At 62.6% G+C, this 22,564-nt stretch carries 22 protein-coding genes; 9 read left to right on the forward strand and 13 right to left on the reverse strand.

Features of this window, described 5'->3' with window-relative positions; translation table 11 throughout:
- Positions 1-48: 48 nt before the first annotated feature.
- From rsmA to AC3WWH_RS05880, 7 genes are all read right to left on the reverse strand, one after another.
- Entirely contained in the window at positions 49-876 is an 828-nt protein-coding gene (gene rsmA, locus AC3WWH_RS05850; RefSeq protein WP_057252700.1) for a 16S rRNA (adenine(1518)-N(6)/adenine(1519)-N(6))-dimethyltransferase RsmA, read from the reverse strand.
- Positions 876-1,904 carry a 4-hydroxythreonine-4-phosphate dehydrogenase PdxA gene (gene pdxA, locus AC3WWH_RS05855; RefSeq protein ID WP_057252698.1) on the reverse strand — a complete coding sequence of 343 codons (1,029 nt, stop codon included), beginning with the start codon at positions 1,902-1,904 and terminating at the stop codon, positions 876-878. The genes rsmA and pdxA overlap by 1 nt, the downstream gene beginning before the upstream one ends.
- Before the next feature lie 13 nt (positions 1,905-1,917).
- Positions 1,918-2,856: a SurA N-terminal domain-containing protein gene (locus tag AC3WWH_RS05860; protein WP_057252696.1), complete on the reverse strand. Its 939-nt coding sequence runs from the start codon at positions 2,854-2,856 to the stop codon at positions 1,918-1,920.
- A gap of 187 nt (positions 2,857-3,043) precedes the next feature.
- A complete protein-coding gene (locus tag AC3WWH_RS05865) occupies positions 3,044-5,395 on the reverse strand; it encodes an LPS-assembly protein LptD (protein ID WP_492376900.1) in 2,352 nt (783 codons plus the stop codon).
- A complete protein-coding gene (gene lptG / locus AC3WWH_RS05870; protein ID WP_058320226.1) occupies positions 5,395-6,477 on the reverse strand; it encodes an LPS export ABC transporter permease LptG in 1,083 nt (360 codons plus the stop codon). Before lptG ends, AC3WWH_RS05865 begins: the two co-directional genes overlap by 1 nt.
- Complete coding sequence (lptF, locus tag AC3WWH_RS05875) at positions 6,471-7,640, reverse strand: LPS export ABC transporter permease LptF (RefSeq protein WP_058329472.1); 1,170 nt, start codon at positions 7,638-7,640, stop codon at positions 6,471-6,473. The genes lptG and lptF overlap by 7 nt, the downstream gene beginning before the upstream one ends.
- Before the next feature lie 97 nt (positions 7,641-7,737).
- Positions 7,738-8,079 (reverse strand): hypothetical protein, encoded by a 342-nt coding sequence (locus AC3WWH_RS05880; protein ID WP_156432983.1) that lies wholly within the window; start codon positions 8,077-8,079, stop codon positions 7,738-7,740.
- On the opposite strand from AC3WWH_RS05880, the gene AC3WWH_RS05885 reads away from it, so the two are divergent.
- Together AC3WWH_RS05885 and AC3WWH_RS05890 are read left to right on the forward strand one after the other, a co-directional pair.
- On the forward strand, positions 8,057-9,550 hold the full coding sequence (locus tag AC3WWH_RS05885) for a leucyl aminopeptidase (protein WP_058320225.1): 1,494 nt from the start codon (positions 8,057-8,059) through the stop codon (positions 9,548-9,550). The two genes, AC3WWH_RS05880 and AC3WWH_RS05885, sit on opposite strands and share 23 nt — an antisense overlap.
- Positions 9,551-9,591: 41 nt before the next feature.
- Positions 9,592-10,041 (forward strand): DNA polymerase III subunit chi, encoded by a 450-nt coding sequence (locus tag AC3WWH_RS05890; protein ID WP_058320224.1) that lies wholly within the window; start codon positions 9,592-9,594, stop codon positions 10,039-10,041.
- 73 nt (positions 10,042-10,114) lie between these two features.
- On the opposite strand, the gene AC3WWH_RS05895 is transcribed toward AC3WWH_RS05890, so the two are convergent.
- Positions 10,115-11,041, reverse strand: a complete 927-nt coding sequence (locus AC3WWH_RS05895; protein ID WP_058320223.1) for a Gfo/Idh/MocA family protein — start codon at positions 11,039-11,041, stop codon at positions 10,115-10,117.
- Positions 11,042-11,261: 220 nt separating this feature from the next.
- Between AC3WWH_RS05895 and AC3WWH_RS05900 the strand changes: the two genes are divergently transcribed.
- A complete protein-coding gene (locus AC3WWH_RS05900; RefSeq protein ID WP_058320222.1) occupies positions 11,262-12,104 on the forward strand; it encodes a GNAT family N-acetyltransferase in 843 nt (280 codons plus the stop codon).
- A gap of 19 nt (positions 12,105-12,123) precedes the next feature.
- Here the strand turns inward: AC3WWH_RS05900 and AC3WWH_RS05905 are convergent, their stop codons facing one another.
- A complete protein-coding gene (locus tag AC3WWH_RS05905) occupies positions 12,124-14,013 on the reverse strand; it encodes an ABC-F family ATP-binding cassette domain-containing protein (protein ID WP_057252683.1) in 1,890 nt (629 codons plus the stop codon).
- Positions 14,014-14,336: 323 nt separating this feature from the next.
- Here AC3WWH_RS05905 and AC3WWH_RS05910 point away from each other — a divergent pair, with 323 nt between their 5' ends.
- The 3 genes from AC3WWH_RS05910 (at position 14,337) to AC3WWH_RS05920 (ending at position 15,589) form a co-directional block, all read left to right on the forward strand.
- Positions 14,337-14,624 carry a hypothetical protein gene (locus AC3WWH_RS05910; RefSeq protein ID WP_057252679.1) on the forward strand — a complete coding sequence of 96 codons (288 nt, stop codon included), beginning with the start codon at positions 14,337-14,339 and terminating at the stop codon, positions 14,622-14,624.
- A 144-nt stretch (positions 14,625-14,768) separates the two neighbouring features.
- Positions 14,769-15,047, forward strand: coding sequence for a hypothetical protein (locus AC3WWH_RS05915; RefSeq protein WP_058320221.1), 279 nt, complete (start codon positions 14,769-14,771; stop codon positions 15,045-15,047).
- 89 nt (positions 15,048-15,136) lie between these two features.
- On the forward strand, positions 15,137-15,589 hold the full coding sequence (locus AC3WWH_RS05920) for a MarR family winged helix-turn-helix transcriptional regulator (RefSeq protein ID WP_058320220.1): 453 nt from the start codon (positions 15,137-15,139) through the stop codon (positions 15,587-15,589).
- A gap of 10 nt (positions 15,590-15,599) precedes the next feature.
- On the opposite strand, the gene AC3WWH_RS05925 is transcribed toward AC3WWH_RS05920, so the two are convergent.
- Entirely contained in the window at positions 15,600-16,601 is a 1,002-nt protein-coding gene (locus AC3WWH_RS05925; RefSeq protein WP_058320219.1) for a GGDEF domain-containing protein, read from the reverse strand.
- A 326-nt stretch (positions 16,602-16,927) separates the two neighbouring features.
- Here AC3WWH_RS05925 and AC3WWH_RS05930 point away from each other — a divergent pair, with 326 nt between their 5' ends.
- The gene (locus tag AC3WWH_RS05930) at positions 16,928-19,564 is read left to right on the forward strand and encodes a non-ribosomal peptide synthetase (protein ID WP_058320218.1); all 2,637 of its coding nucleotides are present in this window, start codon (positions 16,928-16,930) and stop codon (positions 19,562-19,564) included.
- Here the strand turns inward: AC3WWH_RS05930 and AC3WWH_RS05935 are convergent.
- Positions 19,550-20,059, reverse strand: a complete 510-nt coding sequence (locus tag AC3WWH_RS05935; RefSeq protein ID WP_058320217.1) for a DinB family protein — start codon at positions 20,057-20,059, stop codon at positions 19,550-19,552. The two genes, AC3WWH_RS05930 and AC3WWH_RS05935, sit on opposite strands and share 15 nt — an antisense overlap.
- A gap of 136 nt (positions 20,060-20,195) precedes the next feature.
- Here AC3WWH_RS05935 and AC3WWH_RS05940 point away from each other — a divergent pair, with 136 nt between their 5' ends.
- Both AC3WWH_RS05940 and ndk read left to right on the forward strand, forming a co-directional pair.
- The gene (locus tag AC3WWH_RS05940; RefSeq protein ID WP_058320216.1) at positions 20,196-20,885 is read left to right on the forward strand and encodes a glutathione S-transferase family protein; all 690 of its coding nucleotides are present in this window, start codon (positions 20,196-20,198) and stop codon (positions 20,883-20,885) included.
- Between the two features lie 102 nt (positions 20,886-20,987).
- Positions 20,988-21,410 (forward strand): nucleoside-diphosphate kinase, encoded by a 423-nt coding sequence (ndk, locus tag AC3WWH_RS05945; RefSeq protein WP_034803877.1) that lies wholly within the window; start codon positions 20,988-20,990, stop codon positions 21,408-21,410.
- Positions 21,411-21,487: 77 nt separating this feature from the next.
- Here the strand turns inward: ndk and AC3WWH_RS05950 are convergent, their stop codons facing one another.
- Both AC3WWH_RS05950 and AC3WWH_RS05955 read right to left on the reverse strand, forming a co-directional pair.
- Complete coding sequence (locus AC3WWH_RS05950; protein ID WP_057252666.1) at positions 21,488-21,997, reverse strand: hypothetical protein; 510 nt, start codon at positions 21,995-21,997, stop codon at positions 21,488-21,490.
- Entirely contained in the window at positions 21,994-22,554 is a 561-nt protein-coding gene (locus AC3WWH_RS05955; protein WP_058320215.1) for a CGNR zinc finger domain-containing protein, read from the reverse strand. Before AC3WWH_RS05955 ends, AC3WWH_RS05950 begins: the two co-directional genes overlap by 4 nt.
- Positions 22,555-22,564: the final 10 nt, after the last annotated feature.

Here is a 22,564-nt window from a genome sequence, read left to right on the forward strand (position 1 = left end):
CCATATCTCGCCCGACTGGCGGCTGACCGGTCGCGATTGGTCTCTCGCTTAGAGGCAGTTTGCCAACCGGCAGAACTCTTCCACCGAAAGCGTCTCGGCCCGTCGCTGCGGGTCGATATCGACCTTTGCCAGCAGGGCCTCGCCGCCAAGCGGCTTCAGGCTTTGCCGCAACATTTTGCGGCGTTGGCCGAAGGCAGCGTGCGTTACCTTCTCCAGAGATGAAACGGAGCAGGGGATCGGATTTTCCACGGGCTCCAGATGGACCACCGATGACGTCACCTTGGGTGGCGGCGTGAAAGCTTGCGGCGGCACGTCGAAGGCCATCCGTGCCTCTGTACGCCAGCCGCAGAGCACACCGAGGCGCCCGTAGTGATCGTCATCCGCCTCGGCGACGATCCTGAGGCCCACTTCACGCTGGAACATCAGCGTCAGCGATTGCCAGAAAGGCGGCCAGCGTTCGGGCAGCAGCCAGTTGACCAGCAATTGCGTGCCGACATTGTAAGGCAGGTTGGCGATGATCTTGACCGGCCCGCCGTCGGCAAGCGTCTCGAACCGCGTCTTCAGGGCGTCGCCTTCGATCACTTGCAACCGGCCGGGATAATGCGCGCCGATTTCGGCAAGCGCCGGCAGGCAGCGGGAGTCGCGTTCGATCGCGATGACCTTCTTGGCGCCGAGAGCCAGGATGGCGCGCGTCAGGCCACCGGGACCAGGGCCGACCTCGATGACCGTCACGCCTTCGAGCGAACCGGCAGTCCGCGCGATCTTCTGTGTCAGGTTGAGGTCGAGCAGGAAATTCTGGCCGAGCGCCTTCTTGGCGTCGAGGCCGTGGCGCTGGATCACGTCGCGCAAGGGGGGGAGACCGTCGAGCGCGGCCATCAGCGGGTATCTCCTGGCATATTGGCCGCGAGCGTTGCGGCAAGGTCGAGCGCAGCTCTCAAGCTGTCGTCGCGGGCAACGCCCTTGCCGGCCAGACTGAAGGCAGTACCGTGGTCGGGCGATGTGCGGATGAAGGGAAGGCCGAGCGTGACGTTGACGCTGTCGTCGAAGCCGAGCGCCTTTGCCGGGATCAGCGCCTGATCGTGGTACATGCAGATCGCAACGTCGTAGGTCGCGCGCGCCCGATCGTGGAACATGGTATCCGCGGGCAGCGGCCCCACGGCATCGATGCCTTCAGCGCGCAGCCGGTCGATGACGGGGCGGATGATCGCGTCATCCTCAAGGCCGAGCGCGCCGTTTTCGCCGGCGTGTGGATTCAGTCCGGCGATCGCGAGGCGCGGGCGCTCAAGCCCGAAGCGGTTGCGCAGATCCGCCGCCGTTATCACGCAGGTGCGATAGATGAGATCCGGCGTCAGCTGGTGCGGCACATCCTTCAGCGGGATGTGGATCGTGACGGGGACGGCGCGCAGCTTCGGCCCGGCAAGCATCATGACAGGCAGAACAGGTTGCCCCGTTGCTTTCTCGGCGAGATCCGCCAGGTACTCGGTATGGCCCGGAAAGCGGAAGCCGGCATCGTAAAGGACTGCCTTGGCGATCGGGTTGGTCACGACCGCGGAGGCTTCGCCGGCGGTCACGAGCCGTACTGCCGTGTCGATCGCGCCGATGACGGCGCTGGCATTGGCAGTGTCGGGATCGCCTGCAGTGACCGGGTGAGGGCAGGCAAGCGGCAGCACCGGCAGCGCCGCATCGAACGCGGACATGGCGCCGGCACAATCCGTCTCCCGAAGGGGAACCAAATAGCCAAGCGTCGCCGCACGCGCGGCAAGCACCGAAGGATCCCCGATGAACAGGAAGGGTGCCGTCGCGTGTTCGCGGCGGCCAAGCCAGGCCGAAAGGCTGATGTCCGGCCCGATACCGGCCGGGTCGCCCATGGTCAGGGCGAGTGGTCCGCCGGTTGGTTCGCGCATGTTGCCGCTGTGCTTACTTGTTGACGATCTGCGCTTTCTTGCGCAGTTCCTCGAGGTATTTTTCGCTGTTCGGATCTTCCCCGCCGGCCTTCTTCTTGCCGATGTCCTCGGCACGGAAGACGATTTCTGCGGCCGTGTCGTCGTTGACTTCACGCTTCTTGCAGATTGCCAGGTACTCGACGCCCTTTTCGGTCACGCGGGTTCCGGTCGTGCCGTTCTCCCCGGCCTTCTCGACCAACGGCTTCCACTCGTCCGGCAGCTGCTGGGCAAGCATCCGGCCGAGACTGCGGATCGAAACGTCGCGATAGTTGGCGGCAAAGGTCTTCGACGTCTCGCAGCCCGGGAACTGTGAACGGGAGGCGTTCGCCTCGGCCTGCCGCTTTGCCGTGATGGCGCCGCGCTTCTTCTCGGGAATGACGAAGATCACCTGCTGCAGGAAGTATTCGGTGGTCACCGGCTTGTTGCCGCCGCCTTCCATCATCCGCTTGACGAGATCGGCGCCCTGGAGGCGGCTCGAATTGCCATAGCGGAAGTTGACCGCGCGGGGCCAGCTCATCTGTACGGCGATGAATTGCTTGAAGTGATCGGCGCCGACACCGGCCTGGTCGAGGATCTTGCCGAGCTGTTCCGCCGAAAGCTTGTTGCCCGCAGCAAAACGGGCATAGGCGGCATCGACGTCCTGCGTGCTGACGGATTGTCCGATGCGAACGATTTCGGCGCGCTTCAGGACCTCGTCCACCAGTTGCTTCTTCGCTTCCTCGGGGCCGCCCTTCTGGCGCTGAAGACGCAGGAATGCAACCCGCTTGGCAATATCGCCCGAGGTGATCACGGTGTTGTTGACCGTTACCTTGACCTGGCTTGCAGCCTGCGCACCGGCACATGCCGCGATGCTCAGGGCTCCGGCCACAGCCAATACCGAAAGCGTCCTCAAGATCGACATTTTCCCGCCCATTACCTTTTCCTGTTTGCCGGACGATCACCGCCGTCGGGCCTTGTCCGCCTACCGGCTTTGCGCCGTTGCCTTATCTTGTCGGAGGAAATGCATAATACATGCGGCCAAACGATGACAAGACCGTTTGAGCAGCCCAAAATTGCGCGAGGGGGCGAACTTCGCGTTCCGCCCCCTCGTTTCAATGATCTTAATAGTAATCCAGCTCTTCGAACTTGGTGTCGCCGACATTCACGTCACCGAGCGTACGGAAGCTGATTCTGGCGCCGATCGACCAATCGTTCGCCAGCGTGCTGCCGGTATCGCGTTCCTGCTTGTAGACAAGCGAGAACAGGGTGTCCTGATCGTCGTAGGTGATGCCGAAGCCGTTGCGCGTGATGACGTCCTGGTTGATGTCGTAAGTGATGGCACCAAAGACCGACCAGTAGTCATGGAACTTGTAGGCGGCCGCCGTCTGGATTTCGTCCTGGTTCACCTGCGAGCCATAAAGCGGCTGCGCTTCGATGCGTGTATAGGTCATCGCCGCCTGCCACGTCGTGCCGAGATACCCGACGGTCGCATCGGCACGGCGCAGTGCCAGATCCTTTTCGTCGAGGCGGCCCGAGAGGCTCGCCATCAGGCCGGACGGTGCGTCGATGCCGAACATCGCGACATAGTCCGAGCGCTTGGTTTCCAGACCGGAATTCGCGCCGGCCTTCACCAGGTCGTCGGTTGCGAAGGAGTTCAGGCCTCCGAGATGGAAGGATTGGCCGACGATGCTGCGCAGGCCGTAGCCACTGTCGAAGGTACCGGTATAGCGGAAGCCGACATTGGCGCGCGTACCACCTTCGACCCGGTCGAAGCCAGAGAACTTGTCGCGGTCGAAAAGGTTGGTCGCATCGAACACAAAGCTCTGGGCGTCTTCGTTCGGCAGGCCACCGGCGTCCTGTTCGTCAGGGCGTGCGTAGAGCTGAGCGATCGGCTCAAGCACGTGGCTGCTGTTTTCGCCGACGAACAGGATCGGGTAACGGGCTTCGAGACCGGCGGTCAACATGTGCCGCGTCGCCGCGTCGCTGGTGTCGTAGTCGCTGGTGTAGAGCGGTCCCGGCGCGTCCATGTTGAGGCCGAGGGCATCGCCGCGCGCCGCAAGGAGCGGCGTGACGACGAGACCGCCGGGAGCGATGAACATGCGCTTCCATTCAAGCTCGCCGGTCAGGCGGTGGGTCGTGCCCTCAAGGCCGCGGAAACGATTGACGACACCGGGGACGGTTTCGAGGTCCAGCCGGTTTCGTTTGACGTTCGTGAAGTTGACGGTTGCCGAAAGCTCGCCGCCCAGCACGGGCTTTGGCGCCTTGTAGGAGTAGTCAAGGACCTGCGTAACGGGTTGCTGGTTTTCATTGATGCTATTCGGGTCCGCGTCCTGAATGTCGAAGTAGAAGGCGCGCAGATCGAAGAAGTTTCGCTTGCCGAGGCCGGTCAGATAGGCCTGGTTGACATAGGTCGTGTTATCGAAGTTCGACAGTTCGTAGGTCTTGGCGAAGTTGGCATCCGACTGGACGAGGACGTTCCAGCCGAACGTCCAGCGCGGGTTGATCTCGAATTCAGCCCGCGACGCGATCATGCCGCGATTGGTCTTCATCGCGTCGACCGTGCCCGGCGTGAACTTGCTCTTGTCGAGCTGGCTGATGCCGGCAACGTTCAGCGTATGGAAGCCGTTGTGGAACCGCTGACGGAACTCGCCCTCCAGCAGGAAGCCCTGCCGGGTCAGGCCCGTCACGGTTGCCGTTGCATCCATATAGGGCGAGATCGCCCAATAGTAGGGGACGCCGACGCCGACGCCGAGCTTCTGGGCCGAGCGGAACGTCGGGAACAGGAAGCCGCTCTTGCGCTTGACCGTATGGTCGGGCAGCTCCATCACCGGGATATAGGCGATCGGCTTGCCGAAGAGTTCGAAGCGGGCATTCTCAAGCCGAATCGTCCGCGTGCGACCGTTCTGAACGACGCGTTGCGCCTTGATATGCCACAGCGAGCGATGCTCCGGCTTGGTCGAGCAGGGCGTGCAGGCCGTGTAGACGGCCTCGTTCAAGATGAACTCCTCACCGTTCCGACGCTCGCCGCTCGTGGCGGCAAGACGGGTCAGATCGGTGGTTTCGATTCGCATCTGCTCAAGGAAGCCGTCGCCGAAATCGTCGGTGACGTCCATCTTGTCGGCGTAGACGACATTGCCGCCCGGCTCGATGAACTGGATTTCCCCGGATGCATAGATGCGGCCATTCTTCTGGTCGTATTCGACCTGACGGGCCACCATCTTATAGCCGCCGTAGTCGATCTGCACGTTGCCGCGCACGATCACCTTCTCGGCGTCCTTGTTGTAAACGAGCTCATTGGCGGACAGAAGCAGCTTGGCGTCTTCTGGCATGTTCGGGCGCAGCGAATCGAGGCGGTCCGAAGTCTGCTGCGCCATCGCAGGCGCACTCATTCCCATGGCAAGTGTCTGCAGCGCCACGCCTGCAAGCAGGGTAGCGTTGATCAGCGTCATGCGTTTGCGGTTCACTACCGCCACTAGCCATCCTCCTGATTTAAAAGAATCGTCGAGCCCAGCGCCATCGCTACAACAACTGGCAACCAGGCTGCAACGAAAGGAGGCACAATGCCGCTGCTCCCGAATGCTTTGACAAGCACGGTGACGACATAAAGCACGAAGCCTGAAAGGATGCCACCGAGAATTACGGAGCTAGATTGGTTAAACCGGCTAAACTTGAGCGACACGCAGGCGGCTATCAGCGTCATGGCGACGAGAAGCAGTGGCAGCGAGAGCATCGAGTGAAATTGGGTTTCCATGCCATTGGTTGAAAAACCAAAGGAGCGAGCCACCTCGATCTTTGCCGGAAGGTCAAAAAACTGAATGGAATCAGCCTTTGCAAGACGTTCCTGAACAAACTCGGCTTTCAGATTGGTGCTGAGTTGTGCTGTTTTCAAACGCCGCGGCAGCTGGCCGTTTCGCGTTTCAGTTACTTCGTTAAGAAGCCAGTAACCATCTTCGAGTTTCGCGGACGTCGCATCCTGTCTCAGAATGATCGTTCCCTGTGGATCGAAGTGGATAACGGTGACGTTGAGGAGCGTCGTGCCATTGTCCTGGACCGAGCGCGCGCCGATGATTGTATCGGTACCGTTGTAGATCTGTCGCAGCCACGGAATCGATCCGGAATCCGAGGATCGCGAGGCGCCCCATTCCGCCAGCAGTGCCTCCCCACGCTTCGTTCCCCAGGCCGCCAGCGGGTTGAGCGCAACGACAGCGAGCACGCCGAAGAGGAAGGCGCCAAGGACGAAGGGACGCAGGAACTGCCAGACGGAAATACCTGCGGCGCGGGTCACGACCAGTTCGTAGCGCCGGTTGAGGGAGATGAGCGCCGCCATTGCCGAAAACAGCGCCACAAACGGTATCGTCTGCTGGAGGATCAGCGGGATACGGAGGGCGGTCATCAGCAGAGCGCCGGTGATCGAATAGTGCGGCAGGTTCGCCAGGCGGCTCGCCTGCTCGCTGAAGTCGATGATGAAGATCAGCGAGAAGATGCCGACGAGGAACCAGAAAGTGGTGATCACATAGCGGATGAAGAAATAGCGTCCGAGCGTGCCCATCATGATGGCTGCCCTCCCTCGGCGTCACGCCGAACCAGGCGCAGGCGAACCAGGAGATCCTGCAGCTTTTCCTGCCCGGTCATCGGGATATCCAGACGTTTGTTGCTCACCAGCTGGTGAATGCAGAGTCCGCCGGCTGCGAGCGGCACGATATACATCAGCGGCACGAACCAGATGGAATCCTCGGCGCTGTTGCCGGCATAGAAGGTCATCCAGCGGATGAGCAGCGCTGTTCCGAGCGCGCTCACCATTGGATGGACGCGTGCTTCCCGGTGAGAGCGCGCATCGCTGCTGAACACCAGTGCGATCAGGCCGAAGAGCAGCGGAAAGGTCCACTCCGTCAGGCGGCGGTTGATCTCGGCTGTGAAGGCAAGCGGATTGTTCTTGTAGACCTGATCGTTCGGATCGGGATTGAGAAGGCCGGCCAGGTCGCGGTCCTTCGCCCGGATCGTCGCCTCGCGCGTGGTCTTGGTCATGTCGGCGAGGTCGAAGGCATAGGAATCGAACTTGATGATCGAGACGCTGCCGTCAGGCAGTTTGCGTTGCACCTCGCCGTCCTTCATCACCAGCGCGGAGCTCTTTTCATCCACCGCGCCTTCGCGGGCGTAATAGACGAGCTCGAAGGCGGGATTGCGCGAATCGGCAACGAAGATGCCCTGCAATACGCCGCCGCTGCGCCGTGCTCCGACCTGAACGTAGAGCCCGTCGGCAACCTTGCGGAACGAATTCTCCTGAACGACCGACGACAGAAGGTCGGCGTTGGCGGTCGCCAGCATTTTGCGTACCGAAACGCGCGAATAGGGCTCGACGAAGTTATCGACCGCGAAGGACAGGACGCTCAGGGCCGCGGCCAGATAGATGACCGGCCGGATGATGGCCATGCGCGAACTGCCGGCGGCGTTGAGCACGGTCAGTTCCGAATCGGTGTTCATCGTGGTCAGGGTCTGGGTGACGCCGATGACCAGTGCGAAGGGCAGGATGATCGGGATGACCGAAGGCAGGATGAGGGTTGCCAGTTTGGCGAAGGCCAGAACCGACTGGCCGCTGTCGGTAACCAGGTTGACGTTGGCAAGCGCCTGCGTCGTCCACACAATGCCGAGCAATGGCAGGAGTGTCGCGAGGAACATGACCAAGGCACGCCGGAAGATGTAGCGTTCGATCAGCTTCATGCCCGTGTCCGGTCCAAAATCCTGCTCATGTTTCTGTCCGGCGGCGGCGTCGGACCGGGCATTGCCCGGGTCCAAACCGAAGCCCGGTTCTTACCCGCTATTTCGTGTCGCTCAAACTGTGAAGCAACAGGGATAATTTAAGGCGAAGAACCTCGGTTAACCGCATGTAAACATCCGGGGGCATCTTGCCAAGCGGTTGAAAAGCGAGAAGGGTGCCGGCCACAGCTTTGACGGTGGCGAATGTTGCGAATATTTTCCACTGTAACCGCCCGGTAACAGGGCGGATCGCCACAAGCCTCGCCGTGTCGTCCAGATGCGTCGCGGCCAGATCACCTTGCCCTGGCGCCCGGCTCTCGGAAGCTACTTTCGATTCTCTGGCTGCGCACGGAAACAGGAAAATATCCCGGAGTTTTTCAATGCCGATGAAGTTCGAGTTCACCTTTGCCAAGTCCCACCGGCCGAGCGGCGGCGTTGCCGTGCTCCTCAAGACGTCGGGTGGCGGAGCCGCGGCCGGCACGGATGTCGCCGATCCGGAAGACGTCGTGACAAAGGCAGCCAAGGTGAAGAAGTTCACCGGAAAGGCGTTCTCCAGCCTCGATATTGTTGCGCCGCATGGCTCGCCGGCTGACCGAATCATTGTGTTTGGCCTCGGAGAGGCGGATGCGCTTTCGGATCACGATTGGCTGAAGGCCGGCGGCGCCGTTGCGGCGAAACTCGGCTCAGTCGACAAGGTGACCGTATTCGTCGATGCGCCTGGGGTCGACGTGACCGGCAGGGCGGCCGCAGATTTCGCGCTCGGCATGGAGATGAACGCCTATAGCTTCGACGGCTACAAGACCAAGAAGTCCGATGACGACGCCAAGTCCTCCGGCAAGCCGACCAAGGTCACGATCGTCACCGGTACCGTCATTGCCGCGAAAAAGGCTTTCGGCACAGCAGAGGCGGTGGCTGAAGGCGTGTTCCTGGCGCGCGACCTGGTGAACGAGCCGGCGAACGTGCTGGGGCCGGTCGAGTTTGCCGCCAAGGCGAAGGAACTGGAGAAGCTCGGCGTCGAGGTCGAGATCCTCACGGAAAAGGAAATGAAAAAGCTCGGCATGGGCGCGCTGCTCGGCGTCGCCCAGGGGTCTACCCGACCGCCGCGCCTCGTGATCATGCAGTGGAAGGGCGGCAAGGCCAAGGAACGGCCGCTCGCCTTTGTCGGCAAGGGCGTCGTCTTCGACAGCGGCGGCATCTCGATCAAGCCGGCCGCCGGCATGGAGGAAATGAAGGGCGACATGGGCGGTGCGGCCGCCGTCACCGGCCTCATGCATGTGCTGGCCGCGCGTGAAGCGAAGGTCAACGCCATCGGCATCATCGGCCTTGTGGAAAACATGCCCGACGGCAGCGCCCAGCGCCCCGGCGACATCGTAACCTCGATGTCCGGCCAGACGATCGAAGTGATCAACACTGACGCCGAAGGCCGTCTCGTGCTCTGCGATGCGCTCTGGTATTGCAACGACCGCTTCAAACCGCAGGCAATCATCGACCTTGCGACGCTGACCGGCGCCATCATGGTTGCGCTTGCGACCCATCACGCCGGCCTGTTCTCCAACGACGACCGTCTGGCCGGGCAGCTCCTTGCCGCCGGCATGGCGACGCAGGAACGCCTGTGGCGCATGCCGCTCGGCAAGGAATACGACAAGATGATCGACAGCAAGTTCGCCGACATGAAGAACACCGGCGGCCGCCACGGCGGCGCGGTGACGGCGGCGCAGTTCCTGAAGCGTTTCGTCAAGGACACGCCCTGGGCGCATCTCGATATCGCCGGCACCGCCATGGGCGCGCCGACGGATGAGGTCAACCAGTCCTGGGGCTCGGGCTTCGGCGTCCGGCTGCTCGATGAACTGGTGCGGGCGAGCTACGAATCCTGACCGGCCGTGCTGGACGTGACGAAAAGCGGGAAGCGATCGGCATGACCGAAATCCTGTTCTATCACCTGACGGAATCGAAGCTCGAAGACGCGCTGCCGCCGTTGCTCGACAAGAGTGTCGAGCGCGGCTGGCGGGTGGCCGTGCAGACGATCGATGCCGAGCGGCGTGACGCGCTGGACACGCATCTCTGGGTCTATCGCGACGAGAGCTTCCTGCCGCATGGCACGGATGCCGGTGATTTCGCTGCCGATCAGCCGGTGTTGCTGGTGGCGGACGAAGGCAATGCGAATGCGGCGACGGTGCGTTTCGTCATCGATGGCGCCAGCCCGCCTGATGTTTCGACCTATGAGCGCATCGTCTTCATGTTCGACGGCTACGATCAGGATCAGGTCGAAGGCGCGCGCGCCCATTGGAAGCGGCTGAAGGGGGAGGGGCACAGCCTCACCTACTGGCAGCAGAACCGCGACGGCCGGTGGGAAAAGAAGGCCTGAGTTTACAGCGCATTGCGACGAACAAAGCCCGCGGCCGATACCGCGGGCTTTGCGTTTCTGCCTGTCTGGAAAATCAGTCGTGGAACGCTTCGACGAACTTGCGCTTGCCGAGCATGAAGGCGTCGGCGACGTGACGCAGCGGCGCGAGATCGACGTCCGACCGTCCGGCTTTGACGATCTCGGCGAAACGCCGATAGAGCATTGGGTATTCCTGTTCCGGCTCCTGATGCACGAGCTTGCCGTCGACGGCGAGCTTGGCGCCGCCTTCGGACAGCACCATCTCGCCCGCCGCCGTCCGGGCGACGATATCCCAGCTTTGCTTGCCGGTCTGGCGCCAGTCGAATTCGGCGGAAACCGGCAGTTTCTTCCCATCCGTGAAGGTGATGGTGGCAGCAATCGGCGCGTCGCGATTCTCGGGGAATTCGAGCACGGCCGAGGTCACGAACAGCGGGCGCGGCAGAATGTGGGTGACGATCGAAAGCGCGTTGATGCCGGGATCGAAGACGCCGAGGCCACCCGCCGCCCAGATCCATTCCTGGTTCGGGTGCCAGTGGCGCACGTCTTCCTTCCAGATGACCTGGACATCATTGATCGTCGTTGCCGCCAGGAAGGATTTTGCCGCTTCCACGGCCGGCGCGTAGCGGGAGTGCCAGCTCGCAAACAGCGACAGCCCCTTCGATGCCGCCAGCGCCTCGAGGTCTGCGACCTCGCTGAGGGTGGCGCCCGGAGGCTTTTCCAGGAACACATGCTTGCCGGCGTCGAGTGCTGCGCGGGCGGCCTCGTAGCGATACTGCGGTGGCATGCAGAGCGATACGGCCTCGATCGCAGGCACGGCTTCGAGCATCGTCTCGATCGATTTGAAGTTGTCGATGCCGTCGACCGTGCCATGCCGGCTTGCGGCGGCGATCAGGTGATAGTCGCTGTTCTTGGCGATCGCCGGCAGGTGCTGGTCGCGAACGATTTTGCCGACGCCGACAAGGGCAATTTTGATGGGGGCCATGGTGTTCCGCTCGATTTGTATGACTTATTGTCGGCTCTTGTAGCAGATTGCGCAGGGCGGACAAGCGCCGCCGGTCCGTCGCCAGCATATGCCATCAATGTCGGGGAAATCGACAGATTATCATTCCCTCTGAACGCCACCGCGCTAGCTCTACCACTGGACGTGCCGATTCGTCCCGTCAACCGGGCTGACGATAGGGACCGCCCAAGAGGAGTGAACCATGCAGCAGCAAATCCGTCGTGCCAGCCGCGCCGAACTCGACGTCATGATCGAGTGGGCGGCCGAGGAGGGGTGGAATCCCGGGCTCGGTGATGTCGGCGCCTTCTGGGCGGCCGATCCGGACGGTTACTGGATAGCCGATGGAGAGGACGGGCCGGTCGGCGCCATCTCGCTGGTGCGATACAACGAAAACTACGCCTTTCTCGGATTCTACATCACGCGACCGGAATACCGCGGCAAGGGGATCGGTCGGCAACTGTGGCAACAGGCGATGGCCGTCGCCAGGAACCGCATCGTCGGCCTCGACGGCGTGGTCGCACAGCAGGAGAATTATCGGCGGTCCGGCTTCACCTATGCCCATGCGAACATCCGCTACGGCGGTGTCATCGACGTAATCGAGCCGCCCGGCGCCGATCTTTTGGAGGTCGCGCCGATCCATATGTCGCTGCTCACCGAGTACGACCGCCGCTTCGTCCCGGCGCGTCGCGAGGCGTTCCTTCGCGAATGGCTGAAGTCGAGCGATGGACGGCGCAGTATCCTGCTGCTGCGCGACGGCGCGGTGGCGGCCTATGGAACGATCCGGGCTTGCCGAAACGGGTTCAAGATTGGACCGCTCTTCTCCGACACCGAGACCGGCGCCGATCTGGTCTTCCGCAAGCTCGCCGCCGGTGTCAATGGTAGCGAAATTTACCTCGACATCCCCGAACCGAACGCCTCGGCCAAGGCGCTTTGCGATCGCTACAATCTACGGCTGGTGTTCGAGACCGCGCGCATGTATCGCGGGCCCGACCCCGGGCTGCCGCTCACCCGGATCTACGGCATCACCACGTTCGAACTGGGCTGACCGGTCGGGCAGGCTACTGTCAGCCGGCCATTGCCTCTTCATACTCGGCGGAAAGCTCGAGCCATTGCTCTTCGGCGTGAGCGAGTTTCACTGCCGCGTCGGAGCGTTCCTTGGCTTTCTGGGCGGCTTTCGCAGGCGACTTTTCGTAGAGCACCGGATTGGCCAGTTCCACATCAAGTGCCTGAATCAGTTTCTCCAGTTTTCCGGTCAAGGATTCGATTTCATTGATCTTCTTGCGGAGCGGCGCCAGCGAAGCGCGCTTGTCGGCATTGACCTTGCGCTGGTCCGCCTTCGAGAGGCTGTCATCGGCTCCGTTCGGCTTGGCCTTGTCGTCCTTGGGCTTGGGTCCGCCGACGATCAGGCTGCGATAATCCTCAAGGTCGCCGTCGTAGCTCGTCACCGTTCCGTCGCGCACCAGCCACAGCCGGTCGGCCGTTGCCTCGATCAGATGGCGATCGTGCGAGATCAGGATGACAGCGCCGGAATAGTCGTTGAGGGCGGTGATCAGCGCGTTGCGGCTGTCGATGTCGAGGTGGTTGGTCGGCTCGTCGAGGATCAGGAGGTTCGGTGCGTCGAAGGCGGCAAGGCCCATCAGCAGCCGTGCTTTCTCGCCACCCGAGAGATCCTTGGCAGGCGTTTCCATTTTTTCCGTCGCCAGCCCCATCTGCGCCACGCGCGAACGCACCTTGGCTTCGGGGGCGTCCGGCATGCGCCGGCGCACATGCTCGACGGCGCTCTGCGTGGGGATGAGGTCGTCGAGCTGGTGCTGGGCGAAGAAACCGACCTTGAGGTTCGGCGCGATCTTCAGTTCGCCCGCCTCCGGCGCCAGTCGGCCGGAGATGAATTTGGCGAAGGTCGACTTGCCGTTGCCGTTCGAACCGAGCAGCGCGATGCGGTCGTCGGTATCGATCCTGAGGTTCAGCCGCTTGAGGATCGGCTTGCTGGGCTCGTAGCCAACGGTACCGCCGGTGACGGCAATGATCGGCGAGGCGGCTTCCTTCTCCGGGTCCGGGAAGGAGAAGCCCTGGACGTGATCCTCGATCACCGCCGCAATCGTGCCCATGCGCTCAAGTGCCTTCACGCGGCTTTGCGCCTGGCGGGCCTTGGTGGCCTTGGCCTTGAAGCGGTCGATGAAGCTCTGCAGGTGCTTGCGCGCCGCATCGTTCTTGGCTTTCGCCTTCATCTGCAGCTCGTCGGCCTCGGCCTTCTGCCGCTCGAACTGGTCATAGGGTCCGCGATAGAAGGTAAGCTTCTTCTGGTCGAGATGCACGATGGCGTTGACCGCAGTGTTCAGCAGATCGCGGTCGTGGCTGATGATGATGACCGTGTGCGGATAGCGGCGAATGTAGTCCTCAAGCCAGAGCGTGCCTTCGAGGTCGAGATAGTTGGTCGGCTCGTCGAGCAGCAACAGGTCCGGCTCGGAGAAGAGCACGCCGGCGAGCGCGACGCGCATGCGCCAGCCGCCGGAGAAGGAGGAGGCCGGGCGCAATTGCGCTTCGTGATCGAAGCCGAGGCCGGCGAGAATGCTCGCGGCCCGCGCTTCGGCCGAGTGGGCGCCGATATCGGCAAGCCGGGTCTGGATCTCGGCGATGCGGTGCGGATCGGTTGCGGTCTCGGCTTCGGCGATCAGGGCCGAGCGTTCCTTGTCGGCCTTCAGCACGATCTCGATCAGCGGTTCCTCGGTGCCGGGCGCTTCCTGGGCCACCTGGCCGATACGGGCGTTCTTCGGCAAGGAGACGCTGCCGGCCTCGGAGGCAAATTCACCGGTGATGATGCGAAACAGCGTCGACTTGCCGGCACCATTGCGCCCCACGAGCCCGGCCTTCGTGCCCGCCGGAAGCGTCACGGATGCGTTTTCGATGAGGAGACGGCCCGCAATACGGGCGGAAAGGCCGGAAATCTGGATCATTGCGGCCTTTTGCCCGGACTCGTCCGGGAAGGCAAGAGGCGCATCCTGGCCGCGTTCGCCTGAGTGACCGCTCGGTGCCCGTTCTCGATTTCAAGGGGGCATTGTTATCGATTTTTGAACAAGGCGTTCCGACAATCGATACTACACATCCTCATCGTGAGGGACCATCTCAATAATGGAAGGGCGGGGAACGCTCTTCTGACCGCCTCGATCGACTGAACGCCATCGGCAAGGGCCCCGCGTTTAGAGGGACGACCGATCCGGCCACGGACAATTTAGATGAAACCTCGTTCATGTGAACGAGCCTCCCAGGAGTGAAGATCATGAAAACTGCAATCCAGACCGCTCTTTCCGCCGCTCTCGTTGCAACCGCCATCCTCGGTGGCGCCTCCGCTGCCTTCGCCGGCGGCAGCTACTACGAAGGCGTCAGCCCGACGCCGCTCTACACCGAGCGCACGCCTGCGGTGACGGGCAAGACCTCCTTCACCATCGGCAATTCGGAAGCTGGCTATGTTGACAGCACCCGGACCGGTTCGGTCGTCAACTACGGTGTTGCGCCGAAGAGCGTGATCGGCGGCGAAGGTGAGTACTATCAGGGTATTTCGCGCTAACCGCGACGAAGAAGGGGTGTGGGTTTCTCCCCGCACCCTCTTTCAAGGGATTTGATTGATCATTGCCATGATCCTATGAGGCGACCTCCCAAGCGCCCAGGCGGGGCATAGCCCCACCGTCTACCTCCACCAAGGAACCGATCTATGAAGAAGTCCATTGCCGCGATCCTCGTTGCGGCCGCCATGCTTGGCGGCGCGTCGGCCGCTGTGGCCGGCGGCAGCTACTATGAGGGTGTGAGCTCCACGCCGCTCTTCACCGGCCGCGCCGAAGCGTCCGCCGGCGCCGGTGTCTCCGCCAGCACGACCAGCCGCGGCGACTATTATGCGGGCGTCGAAGACAGATCCGTCGATGCGACGGCAACCGGCGCGATCGCCGACAGCGGCGCCAAGGCTCTCGGCCAGGCCGACGAAAACAAGCAGTAAGTCACGCCAAACGGTTGACCGAACAGCCCGGTCCCGCCACGCGGGGCCGGGTTGTTTCGTTTTGGCGTTGCCAAATGAGGTACATTGCCATGACAGAAAAAATCGAAGTCGCCGAGCGGCTCTTCGATCTCTATCAGTGCGTTCATCGCCTGGTGAACACATCGATGTCGGAGGAAGGCGTTTCGCTCGCGCGCAGCAAATTCCTGTTCTATCTCAACACGCTGGGGCCCTGTCGCTGCGCGGATATCGCCTCAGCGCTCGGTTTTGCGGCGAGAACCGTCACCGAAGCGATCGACGGGTTGGAGCGCGACGGCATGGTCGTCCGTGAAGCGGACCCGGAAGATCGCCGCGCGAAGATCATCTCGATCACCGATCGCGGCCGGTTCGCACTGGAAGCGGCGCTACAGCCACGTCATCGCACGATCGACGAATTGTTCTCGGCGCTCGATGATTGCGAGCGCACCGAACTCTTTCGCCTGCTTGGCTGTCTCCGGGAGAAGGCGACGGAGATCGACGAAAACCGCCAGCCGGTCGCCGCCTGACGCGCGACACTCAGGCGGCGTTCTGACCGTAGGTCCTGCCGCGGTCGCGGCCGAGTGCCGCCGAATAACAGAGGATGCCGGCGCCATCGCGCGCGCCGGCCAGTGCCAATTCGGCCTGGGTCAGGAGATCGGCGCTCGTCGATGCCGGCTGCGCTATGGTGATCCCGGCCGCAAGCGAGAGCGTCTCGGCGGTGTGCGCGCGCCCCGGAAGGGTGACCTTCAGTTCCTCCACGGATTGGCACAGGCGCCGAACAATGGCTTCGGCGTTTTCGACGCTGGCGTCCCGGCAGACGAAGGCGAAGTCCTGCTGACCCACGCGGGCGACGAAGTCGTTCTTCTTGATCGACTTGCGAAACAGCGCCGACAGCTTGGTGAGCGCCTTGCTCGCAACCGTGCCACCGTGGTGCTCGGCCATCCCGCGAAGTCCTTCTACAGAGGCGAGAAGCAGGGCGACCGGCTGGTCGGTTCGCTCCGTTTCGAGAATGGAGTCGAGCTTCGCTGTCAGCGCCAGACGGTTCGGCAAGCCGGTAGCGGGGTCGCGGGTGAGCGACCGGCGGCTTTCGGCGAGATCTCCCTCGAGTTCGGCCATGCGCTGCGCCCTGGTTTCCAGGGTGTGCTGCAGAGCACTCTCTTCGTTCATCAAACGGCCTGCCGCTTCGCGCAGCCGCGCGGCATCGTTCGCGAACTCCGACAGGCCGACGACGGGGTCAGCTGCCAGCCGACTGGTGAAATGATCGAGTTCGGTCTTGAATGTTTGCTTCTGCGCCAGCGCAAGCTTGAGCGTGCTGGCCATGTCGGCGAGGGCTTCCTGGGCTGTCGCTCTCGCCCGGTCCGCGGCGAGGGCTGCGTGGGAGACGAGGTGGTGCTTGAGGCCCAAAGCGTCCAGTGAGTCCTGTTGCGGATTGTGCCCGAGCTCGGCAAGCTCCCGGGAAAGCTGGGGCAGGCGACCGGACAGCGCCTCGTAGAAAAGCTCGTAGTTGCGGGGCAGGGCAGCGACCCCGTGCGCGGACATTGCATGCGCCACTTTCAGAATGATCGCCGCCTGCCTCGCCTGCGATCGGCTGGCGTCCGCTGGAACTTGCCTGGTCATTCTGTCGTGGTCCCCAATGTGTGCCGGATAGTGGTGTCCGGATCCAACGGCACTATGGAAGCCCGCATTTAAGGGAGTCTGAAGATTTCGGCCGGCCGCCCATTCGCGCCCGGTATGGTTGCTGAATTCCCTCTGCTCGCGGTCGGACGCAACCGAGAATCGCATGCCAACTGACAGCCGTCAGTCCGGGCAATCTTTATACTTGACGCCTTTAGTCACCAATTATATTCGGCGCTGCTAAATCGGGCATGGGGGCCCGAGGCAAACAGCGACGGTCAAGGATGTCCCTCTCGTTCATTGCGGATCTGGCGAAATGGGGCGACCGGCCGGCGCTGGTCTTTTCCGGGCAGCGGGTTGTCACTTATCGGGAACTCGGCGAGCGGGTCACGCGCCAGGCGCCGTCCTTCCGCGGCCCGCGTGGGCTGGTGGCGATCGAGGCCGAGCTTTCCGAACATGCCATCGTCGCTTATCTGGCAGCGCTGACAGCTGGACATGCCGTGGCGATGCAAGCCCCGAAGAACGGGGCCGCCGGATCCTGGGTCGATGCCTTCGATCCCGATCATGCCTTTCGCCGGATTGACGGCCGCTGGCGCACGGAACAGCCGCTGCGGCAAAATGGCAGTGCGCCGCATTCCGAGCTGGCGGTGATGCTCTCGACATCGGGCAGCACCGGTTGTGGCAAGGCCGTCCGCTTGTCCCGGGAAAACATCTCCGTAAACGCCGCGTCCATCGCCGACTATCTCGGCCTGACGGCGGATGACCGCGGTTGCCTCATTTTGCCGCTCCATTATTCCTACGGCCTGTCGGTACTGAATTCTCACCTGGCAGTCGGCGCCAGCCTCTACATTCCCGGTGGATCGATCCTCGATGCCGATTTTCTCGAAGGTCTCGCCGCAAGCGGCAGCACAAACCTTGCGGGCGTGCCCTATTCCTACGAATTGCTGGAGAAGGTGGGCTTCCGCGATCGGCGGTTCCCGCGCTTGCGCTTCATGACCGTGGCCGGCGGTCGATTGAGCCCGGACGTCATCCGTCTGTACAGCGACCACCTCAAAGCTCAAGGCGCGGCCTTTTTCGCCATGTACGGCCAGACCGAGGCCACCGCGCGGATCGCCTATGTGCCGCCCGCCCTGCTTGCCGGCAACGAGGACAGGATCGGCGTCGCGATCCCCGGTGGGCGCCTTTTGATCGAGAACGAGAGCGGAGCGCCGATTGAAAACGACGGTGTGGCCGGCGAACTCGTCTATCGCGGCCCGAACGTCATGATGGGCTATGCCACGTCGCGTGACGATCTCTGCCGCGGCGCCGAACTCACCGAACTGCGCACCGGCGACCTCGCGATGCGCCATGCCGACGGCCTGTTCCAGATCGTCGGCCGCATGAAGCGGATTTCCAAGATCGCCGGCCTCAGGATCGCTCACGATGTGCTGGAAGCGGCGCTCGAAAGGCGCGGCATTACTGCTGCTGTCGTCGGTGACGATGCCGGCCTTCACGCCTTTTATGCCGGCAGCCGCGATGCGGAAGAGATCAGACGGTTCCTCGCACAGGCAAGCGGGCTGACGCTTTCGCATCTCAAGGCCACCCCCCTCGCCGAAATGCCGCGGCTTGCCAGCGGCAAGGTCGACTACAACGCGCTCAACATGGCAGCCCGCCAGGCAGCGGCGAACGTTGACGACGACAACGGCGGCATCGAAGAGCTTTTTGCGCAGGTCTTCTATCCGAAAAGGGTAAAGCGCTCCGACAGTTTTGTGTCGCTGGGCGGCGATTCCCTGCGCTTCGTTCAGCTCTCGATCGGTCTGGAAAAGGCGCTGGGACAGGTTCCCGACGCCTGGGAGACCTTGTCTATCGCCGAGTTATCGGCGCAGGAGCGCCGCGAGACCGCCACGCGGCGGATCGGGATGGATCTGGTGATCCGCACACTGGCCATTCTGCTGGTCGTGCTGCACCACGAATTGCTTTGGCCCATCCCCGGCGGATCGGCAGCCATGGTCGTTCTCGTGGGCTTCAGCCTCGCCCGCTTCCAGATGGGCCCGCTTCTGGCGGGAGACGGCCTGGCCATCCTGCGCCCGCTCGTCCAAGTGCTCGTGCCATACTATCTGATCGTCGCCGCCTATGCGGTCGCCTGGGGCGAGGTGCCCTGGGCCTCGGTCTTCCTCCTCGGCAATTTCGGTGTGGCCCTGCCGGAGACGCACGGCATGGTGCCGTATCTCTACTGGTTCATCGAAGCCTATTGCCAGATGATGCTCGTCTTCGTCGGGCTCTTCGCCATCCCACAGTTCCGGCGGTACGTGTCGGCAAGGCCTTTCGCCGCCGGTATGAGCCTGCTCCTGGCGGCGCTCGCCGCCCGGCTGGCGCTGCCGCTCCTGTGGCCGATCGGCAATCGCCAGATTTTTACCCTGCCGTGGATCTTCTATCTCGCGGTCATCGGCTGGTGTGCCGCTGTCGCAGAAACCGGTAAGCAGCGCCTGCTGCTGATGACGGCCGGCACAGGGGCGTTCCTGTTCTTCGGCCTATACGAGGGGGTCTGGATCGGGACGAAAATCAAATACCTCCTGCAAATCGCCGTCCTCGCGGCGCTGCTTTATCTCCCGCGCATCAGCGTGCCGCGCTGGGCGGCACTGCTCATCCTGCCTCTGTCGGCGGCGGGCTTCCACATCTACATTCTGCACCGCTTCGTGCCGGAGTTGCTGATGCTGCCGCTGCAACCGGCATTGCCGTCCGTGGTGTTTTCGGTCCTGTCGATCGTTGGCGGTGTGGCGCTCGGCCTGGTCGCCTGGCTCGGCCAGCGTCAGGTGCTCAAGAAGCTTGCGGAGTGGCGGGAGCGTGAGCTCCGACCACTGCGGTCGCTTGGGTTGGGCGCGCTCCGGTCTCCGTTACGCCCACTTTGACCCTTCGGTTCTCAGGAAATACGCGAGATCCAGCGCTATCGATGGGCGGCCGAGTGCGGTCAGCGTCGCATGCGCCTGGCCGCGATGATGGGTCTGATGGTTGAAGAAATGCCCGAGCGTCGGCGCCAGCTTCTGCGTGATGACCGTGGGGTTGGTGAGCGGCGTATAGGTGAGGACGGCGCTAAGGCGTGCATCACTCAGGCCGTCGATCCAGGCAATGATGCGTTCGTCCTCGGCAGTCCGCGCGGCGGCGAGGGCCGAGAGGTCGTCGTGGAGGATCGTGTCGAGCGAGGCCGGGGTGTCGCCCTCGTGCGTAAAGCGCTTCATCCAGACCCGGTCGGCAACGAGGATATGGTTGAGGGTCGAAAGCAGCGAGCCGAAGAAGGCGCCGCGGCTTTCCCGCAATTCGGCATCGGTCAGTTCTGCCGCAGCGGCATAGATCAGGCGGTTCGCCCATCGGTTATAGTCGGCGAACATGCGAAAGTGATCGAGCATCGGGTATCTCCTTTGAAGGGGCGGCGAAGCTAACTCGAAACCGCATTTCTGTGGCTGATATCACTCATGAAATTTACTGATTTGATGACGTGGCCGATTTGTCGTTCAACGGGACGCCAACCGACCGGGAGTTTATATGTCGAGAAAACTCTATTCGCTTTGTGGGGCCGACAGGACGCGTCCGTTCTCGCCGCATGTGTGGAAGACGAAGATGTCGCTCGCGCACAAGGGGCTCGATTTCGACGTCGTGCCGATCGGCTTCACCGAGATCCCCGCGGTCGAGGATGGAGCGACGAGCCTGGTGCCGCTGCTGCGTGACGGTGAACGTCTGGTGAAGGATAGCTTCGAGATCGCGCTTTATCTCGAACAAACCTATCCGGATCGCCCGCCGCTCTTCGCCGGTGAGGGGGCGATGGCGGTCTCCCGCTTCGTCGAGGGCTGGTCGCAGACGACGCTGCATCCCGCCATCACCCGCATCATCATCAGGGATATTCACGATCGCCTCGATCCGGTCGATCAGGCCTACTTCCGGCAGAGCCGCGAGAAGCGCTTTGGCAAGTCGCTTGAAGCGGTAGCCGAAAGCGGTGGCGCCGCGCTCGAAACCCTCGCAGAGAAACTTGAGCCTTTGCGCCATATGCTGAAGTTTCAGGATTTTCTGGGCGGCGCGTCGCCGCTTTTCGCCGACTATATCGTCTTCGGCGCGTTTCAGTGGGCGCGCATCGTCTCGCCGCAGCGCCTGCTTCAGCCAGGCGATCCCGTCACCGATTGGTTCGAGCGGTGCCTCGATCTGCACGGTGGGCTTGGACGTAGTGTGACGGCTGCGTGAAACCCGCTTGGCCCGAGCCGAATCATCGGTGAACCCCCTTGTTTTGCGCGGGATTGGCGGCTAATGAACCGCCACTTCTCAAGAAACAAGGGATTTGAGCCAATGGCTATTGAACGTACCTTCTCGATGATCAAGCCGGACGCGACCAAGCGCAACCTGACCGGCGCCATCACCAAGATGCTCGAAGATGCCGGCCTGCGCGTCGTCGCTTCCAAGCGCGTCTGGATGAGCCGCCGCGAAGCCGAAGGCTTCTACGCCGTTCACAAGGAACGTCCGTTCTTCGGCGAACTGGTCGAGTTCATGTCCTCCGGCCCGACCATCGTTCAGGTTCTCGAAGGCGAAAACGCAATCGCCAAGAACCGCGAAGTCATGGGCGCCACCAACCCGGCAAACGCTGACGAAGGCACCATCCGCAAGGTTCACGCCCTGTCGATCGGCGAAAACTCGGTTCACGGTTCGGATGCTCCGGAAACCGCTGCTGAAGAAATCGCCTACTGGTTCTCGGGCACCGAGATCGTCGGCTGATTCAAAATCTTCGGTTCGAGCCGCAAAGGCTTGAATTGTTTCAGGATTTGAACCGGAGCGGAAACGCTCCGGTTTTTTCATATCGGGCAAGTCGCCGTCTCGAAATGTTCGGGCGCCTTGCCGTCCCTGAAGACCTCGGGGTTCTTGTCGTAAGCGGGGCCTTCGACCAGCGGCTTCGCCGGCAGGATGTCCTGGTCGATATCGGAGACGACTGTGGTCTCCAGTTTCTGCAGCGTTTCGCCGGCAGGTCCTTTGACCTCGATCGTCACCGCATAAGGCCTTTCCTTTTTCACACAGGTCAAATCAGGACTTTCCAGCACCACCCTGTCGAGCTTTGGAAAAAGCTTGCGCGTCAGCGTGAACGGCGCGCCGCCCACCGGATTCTCGAAGGTGGCAATGACGACGCTGCCCTCGGGCACGGGCTCTGTTTTCTGCAGTGTGATCGTGTAGACCGCATAGGCGAGACGATAGTTGAAGACGAACATCTTTCCCGTCAGCTTCAGCGGATCCGGACCGGTCTCACGCTGGCACCCGGCGGCGAGCAGCGTGATGGCGGCCGCCGCAAGCGTAACGATCATCCTCGTCATAAGCCGGTTTCCTCCCTGTTGCGATGGTAGTGGCGTTTGGCCTTGGTGCGATTGCCGCAGACCGCCATATCGCACCAGGTCCGGCTGCGGTTGCGGCTGCGGTCGAGAAACAGCCATCCGCAATTCGGACAGATCTTCAGCCGGTCGGGCTCGGTGCTGGCGGCAAGGCTGAGGGCAGATTGCGCCGTCGCCGCGTCGAGCGAAAGTGCGCCGACGTGGGGCAGGGAACCGCGCAGAACCGCCGCAATCGCCTCGAGCAAATCGGCCAAGAACTCCGGTCGTCCCTTGGCCGATATCGCCGCGCGAAAGTGCCGGTCAGTCGCTTCGCGCAGCTGCAGCAGCCGGCCGCGATTCTCCGCTGCGACGGGCGCCAGTGCACCGAAGCGGGCACTCTCCGCCCCGAAACGGTTGGCCGCTTCCGCAAAGGAATCGATTGCCGCGACATCGGCGAAACGGTCGATCCGGCGCTCCGGATCGGCGCGCAGGATGATGGAATTGGCCACGTCCAGCGCCAGCGCGCCGCCGGCAAATCGATGGGCTGTCCAGGTGAAGGTCATGCGAAAATCC

This window comes from Ensifer sp. EB106-03-01-XG145 (assembly GCF_058792075.1).

Coding starts and splice junctions, on each gene's coding strand:
- AC3WWH_RS05935 (WP_058320217.1), bottom strand. CDS start 20,059: ATGCTCGATCACTTTCGCATGTTCGCCGACTATAACCGATGGGCGAAC.
- AC3WWH_RS05910 (WP_057252679.1), top strand. CDS start 14,337: ATGAAAACTGCAATCCAGACCGCTCTTTCCGCCGCTCTCGTTGCAACC.
- AC3WWH_RS05895 (WP_058320223.1), bottom strand. CDS start 11,041: ATGGCCCCCATCAAAATTGCCCTTGTCGGCGTCGGCAAAATCGTTCGC.
- pdxA (WP_057252698.1), bottom strand. CDS start 1,904: ATGCGCGAACCAACCGGCGGACCACTCGCCCTGACCATGGGCGACCCG.
- AC3WWH_RS05940 (WP_058320216.1), top strand. CDS start 20,196: ATGTCGAGAAAACTCTATTCGCTTTGTGGGGCCGACAGGACGCGTCCG.
- AC3WWH_RS05905 (WP_057252683.1), bottom strand. CDS start 14,013: ATGATCCAGATTTCCGGCCTTTCCGCCCGTATTGCGGGCCGTCTCCTC.
- AC3WWH_RS05925 (WP_058320219.1), bottom strand. CDS start 16,601: ATGTCCGCGCACGGGGTCGCTGCCCTGCCCCGCAACTACGAGCTTTTC.
- rsmA (WP_057252700.1), bottom strand. CDS start 876: ATGGCCGCGCTCGACGGTCTCCCCCCCTTGCGCGACGTGATCCAGCGC.
- AC3WWH_RS05930 (WP_058320218.1), top strand. CDS start 16,928: ATGGGGGCCCGAGGCAAACAGCGACGGTCAAGGATGTCCCTCTCGTTC.
- AC3WWH_RS05955 (WP_058320215.1), bottom strand. CDS start 22,554: ATGACCTTCACCTGGACAGCCCATCGATTTGCCGGCGGCGCGCTGGCG.
- AC3WWH_RS05950 (WP_057252666.1), bottom strand. CDS start 21,997: ATGACGAGGATGATCGTTACGCTTGCGGCGGCCGCCATCACGCTGCTC.
- AC3WWH_RS05900 (WP_058320222.1), top strand. CDS start 11,262: ATGCAGCAGCAAATCCGTCGTGCCAGCCGCGCCGAACTCGACGTCATG.
- AC3WWH_RS05860 (WP_057252696.1), bottom strand. CDS start 2,856: ATGGGCGGGAAAATGTCGATCTTGAGGACGCTTTCGGTATTGGCTGTG.
- AC3WWH_RS05920 (WP_058320220.1), top strand. CDS start 15,137: ATGACAGAAAAAATCGAAGTCGCCGAGCGGCTCTTCGATCTCTATCAG.
- AC3WWH_RS05890 (WP_058320224.1), top strand. CDS start 9,592: ATGACCGAAATCCTGTTCTATCACCTGACGGAATCGAAGCTCGAAGAC.
- lptF (WP_058329472.1), bottom strand. CDS start 7,640: ATGAAGCTGATCGAACGCTACATCTTCCGGCGTGCCTTGGTCATGTTC.
- AC3WWH_RS05885 (WP_058320225.1), top strand. CDS start 8,057: ATGCCGATGAAGTTCGAGTTCACCTTTGCCAAGTCCCACCGGCCGAGC.
- ndk (WP_034803877.1), top strand. CDS start 20,988: ATGGCTATTGAACGTACCTTCTCGATGATCAAGCCGGACGCGACCAAG.
- AC3WWH_RS05915 (WP_058320221.1), top strand. CDS start 14,769: ATGAAGAAGTCCATTGCCGCGATCCTCGTTGCGGCCGCCATGCTTGGC.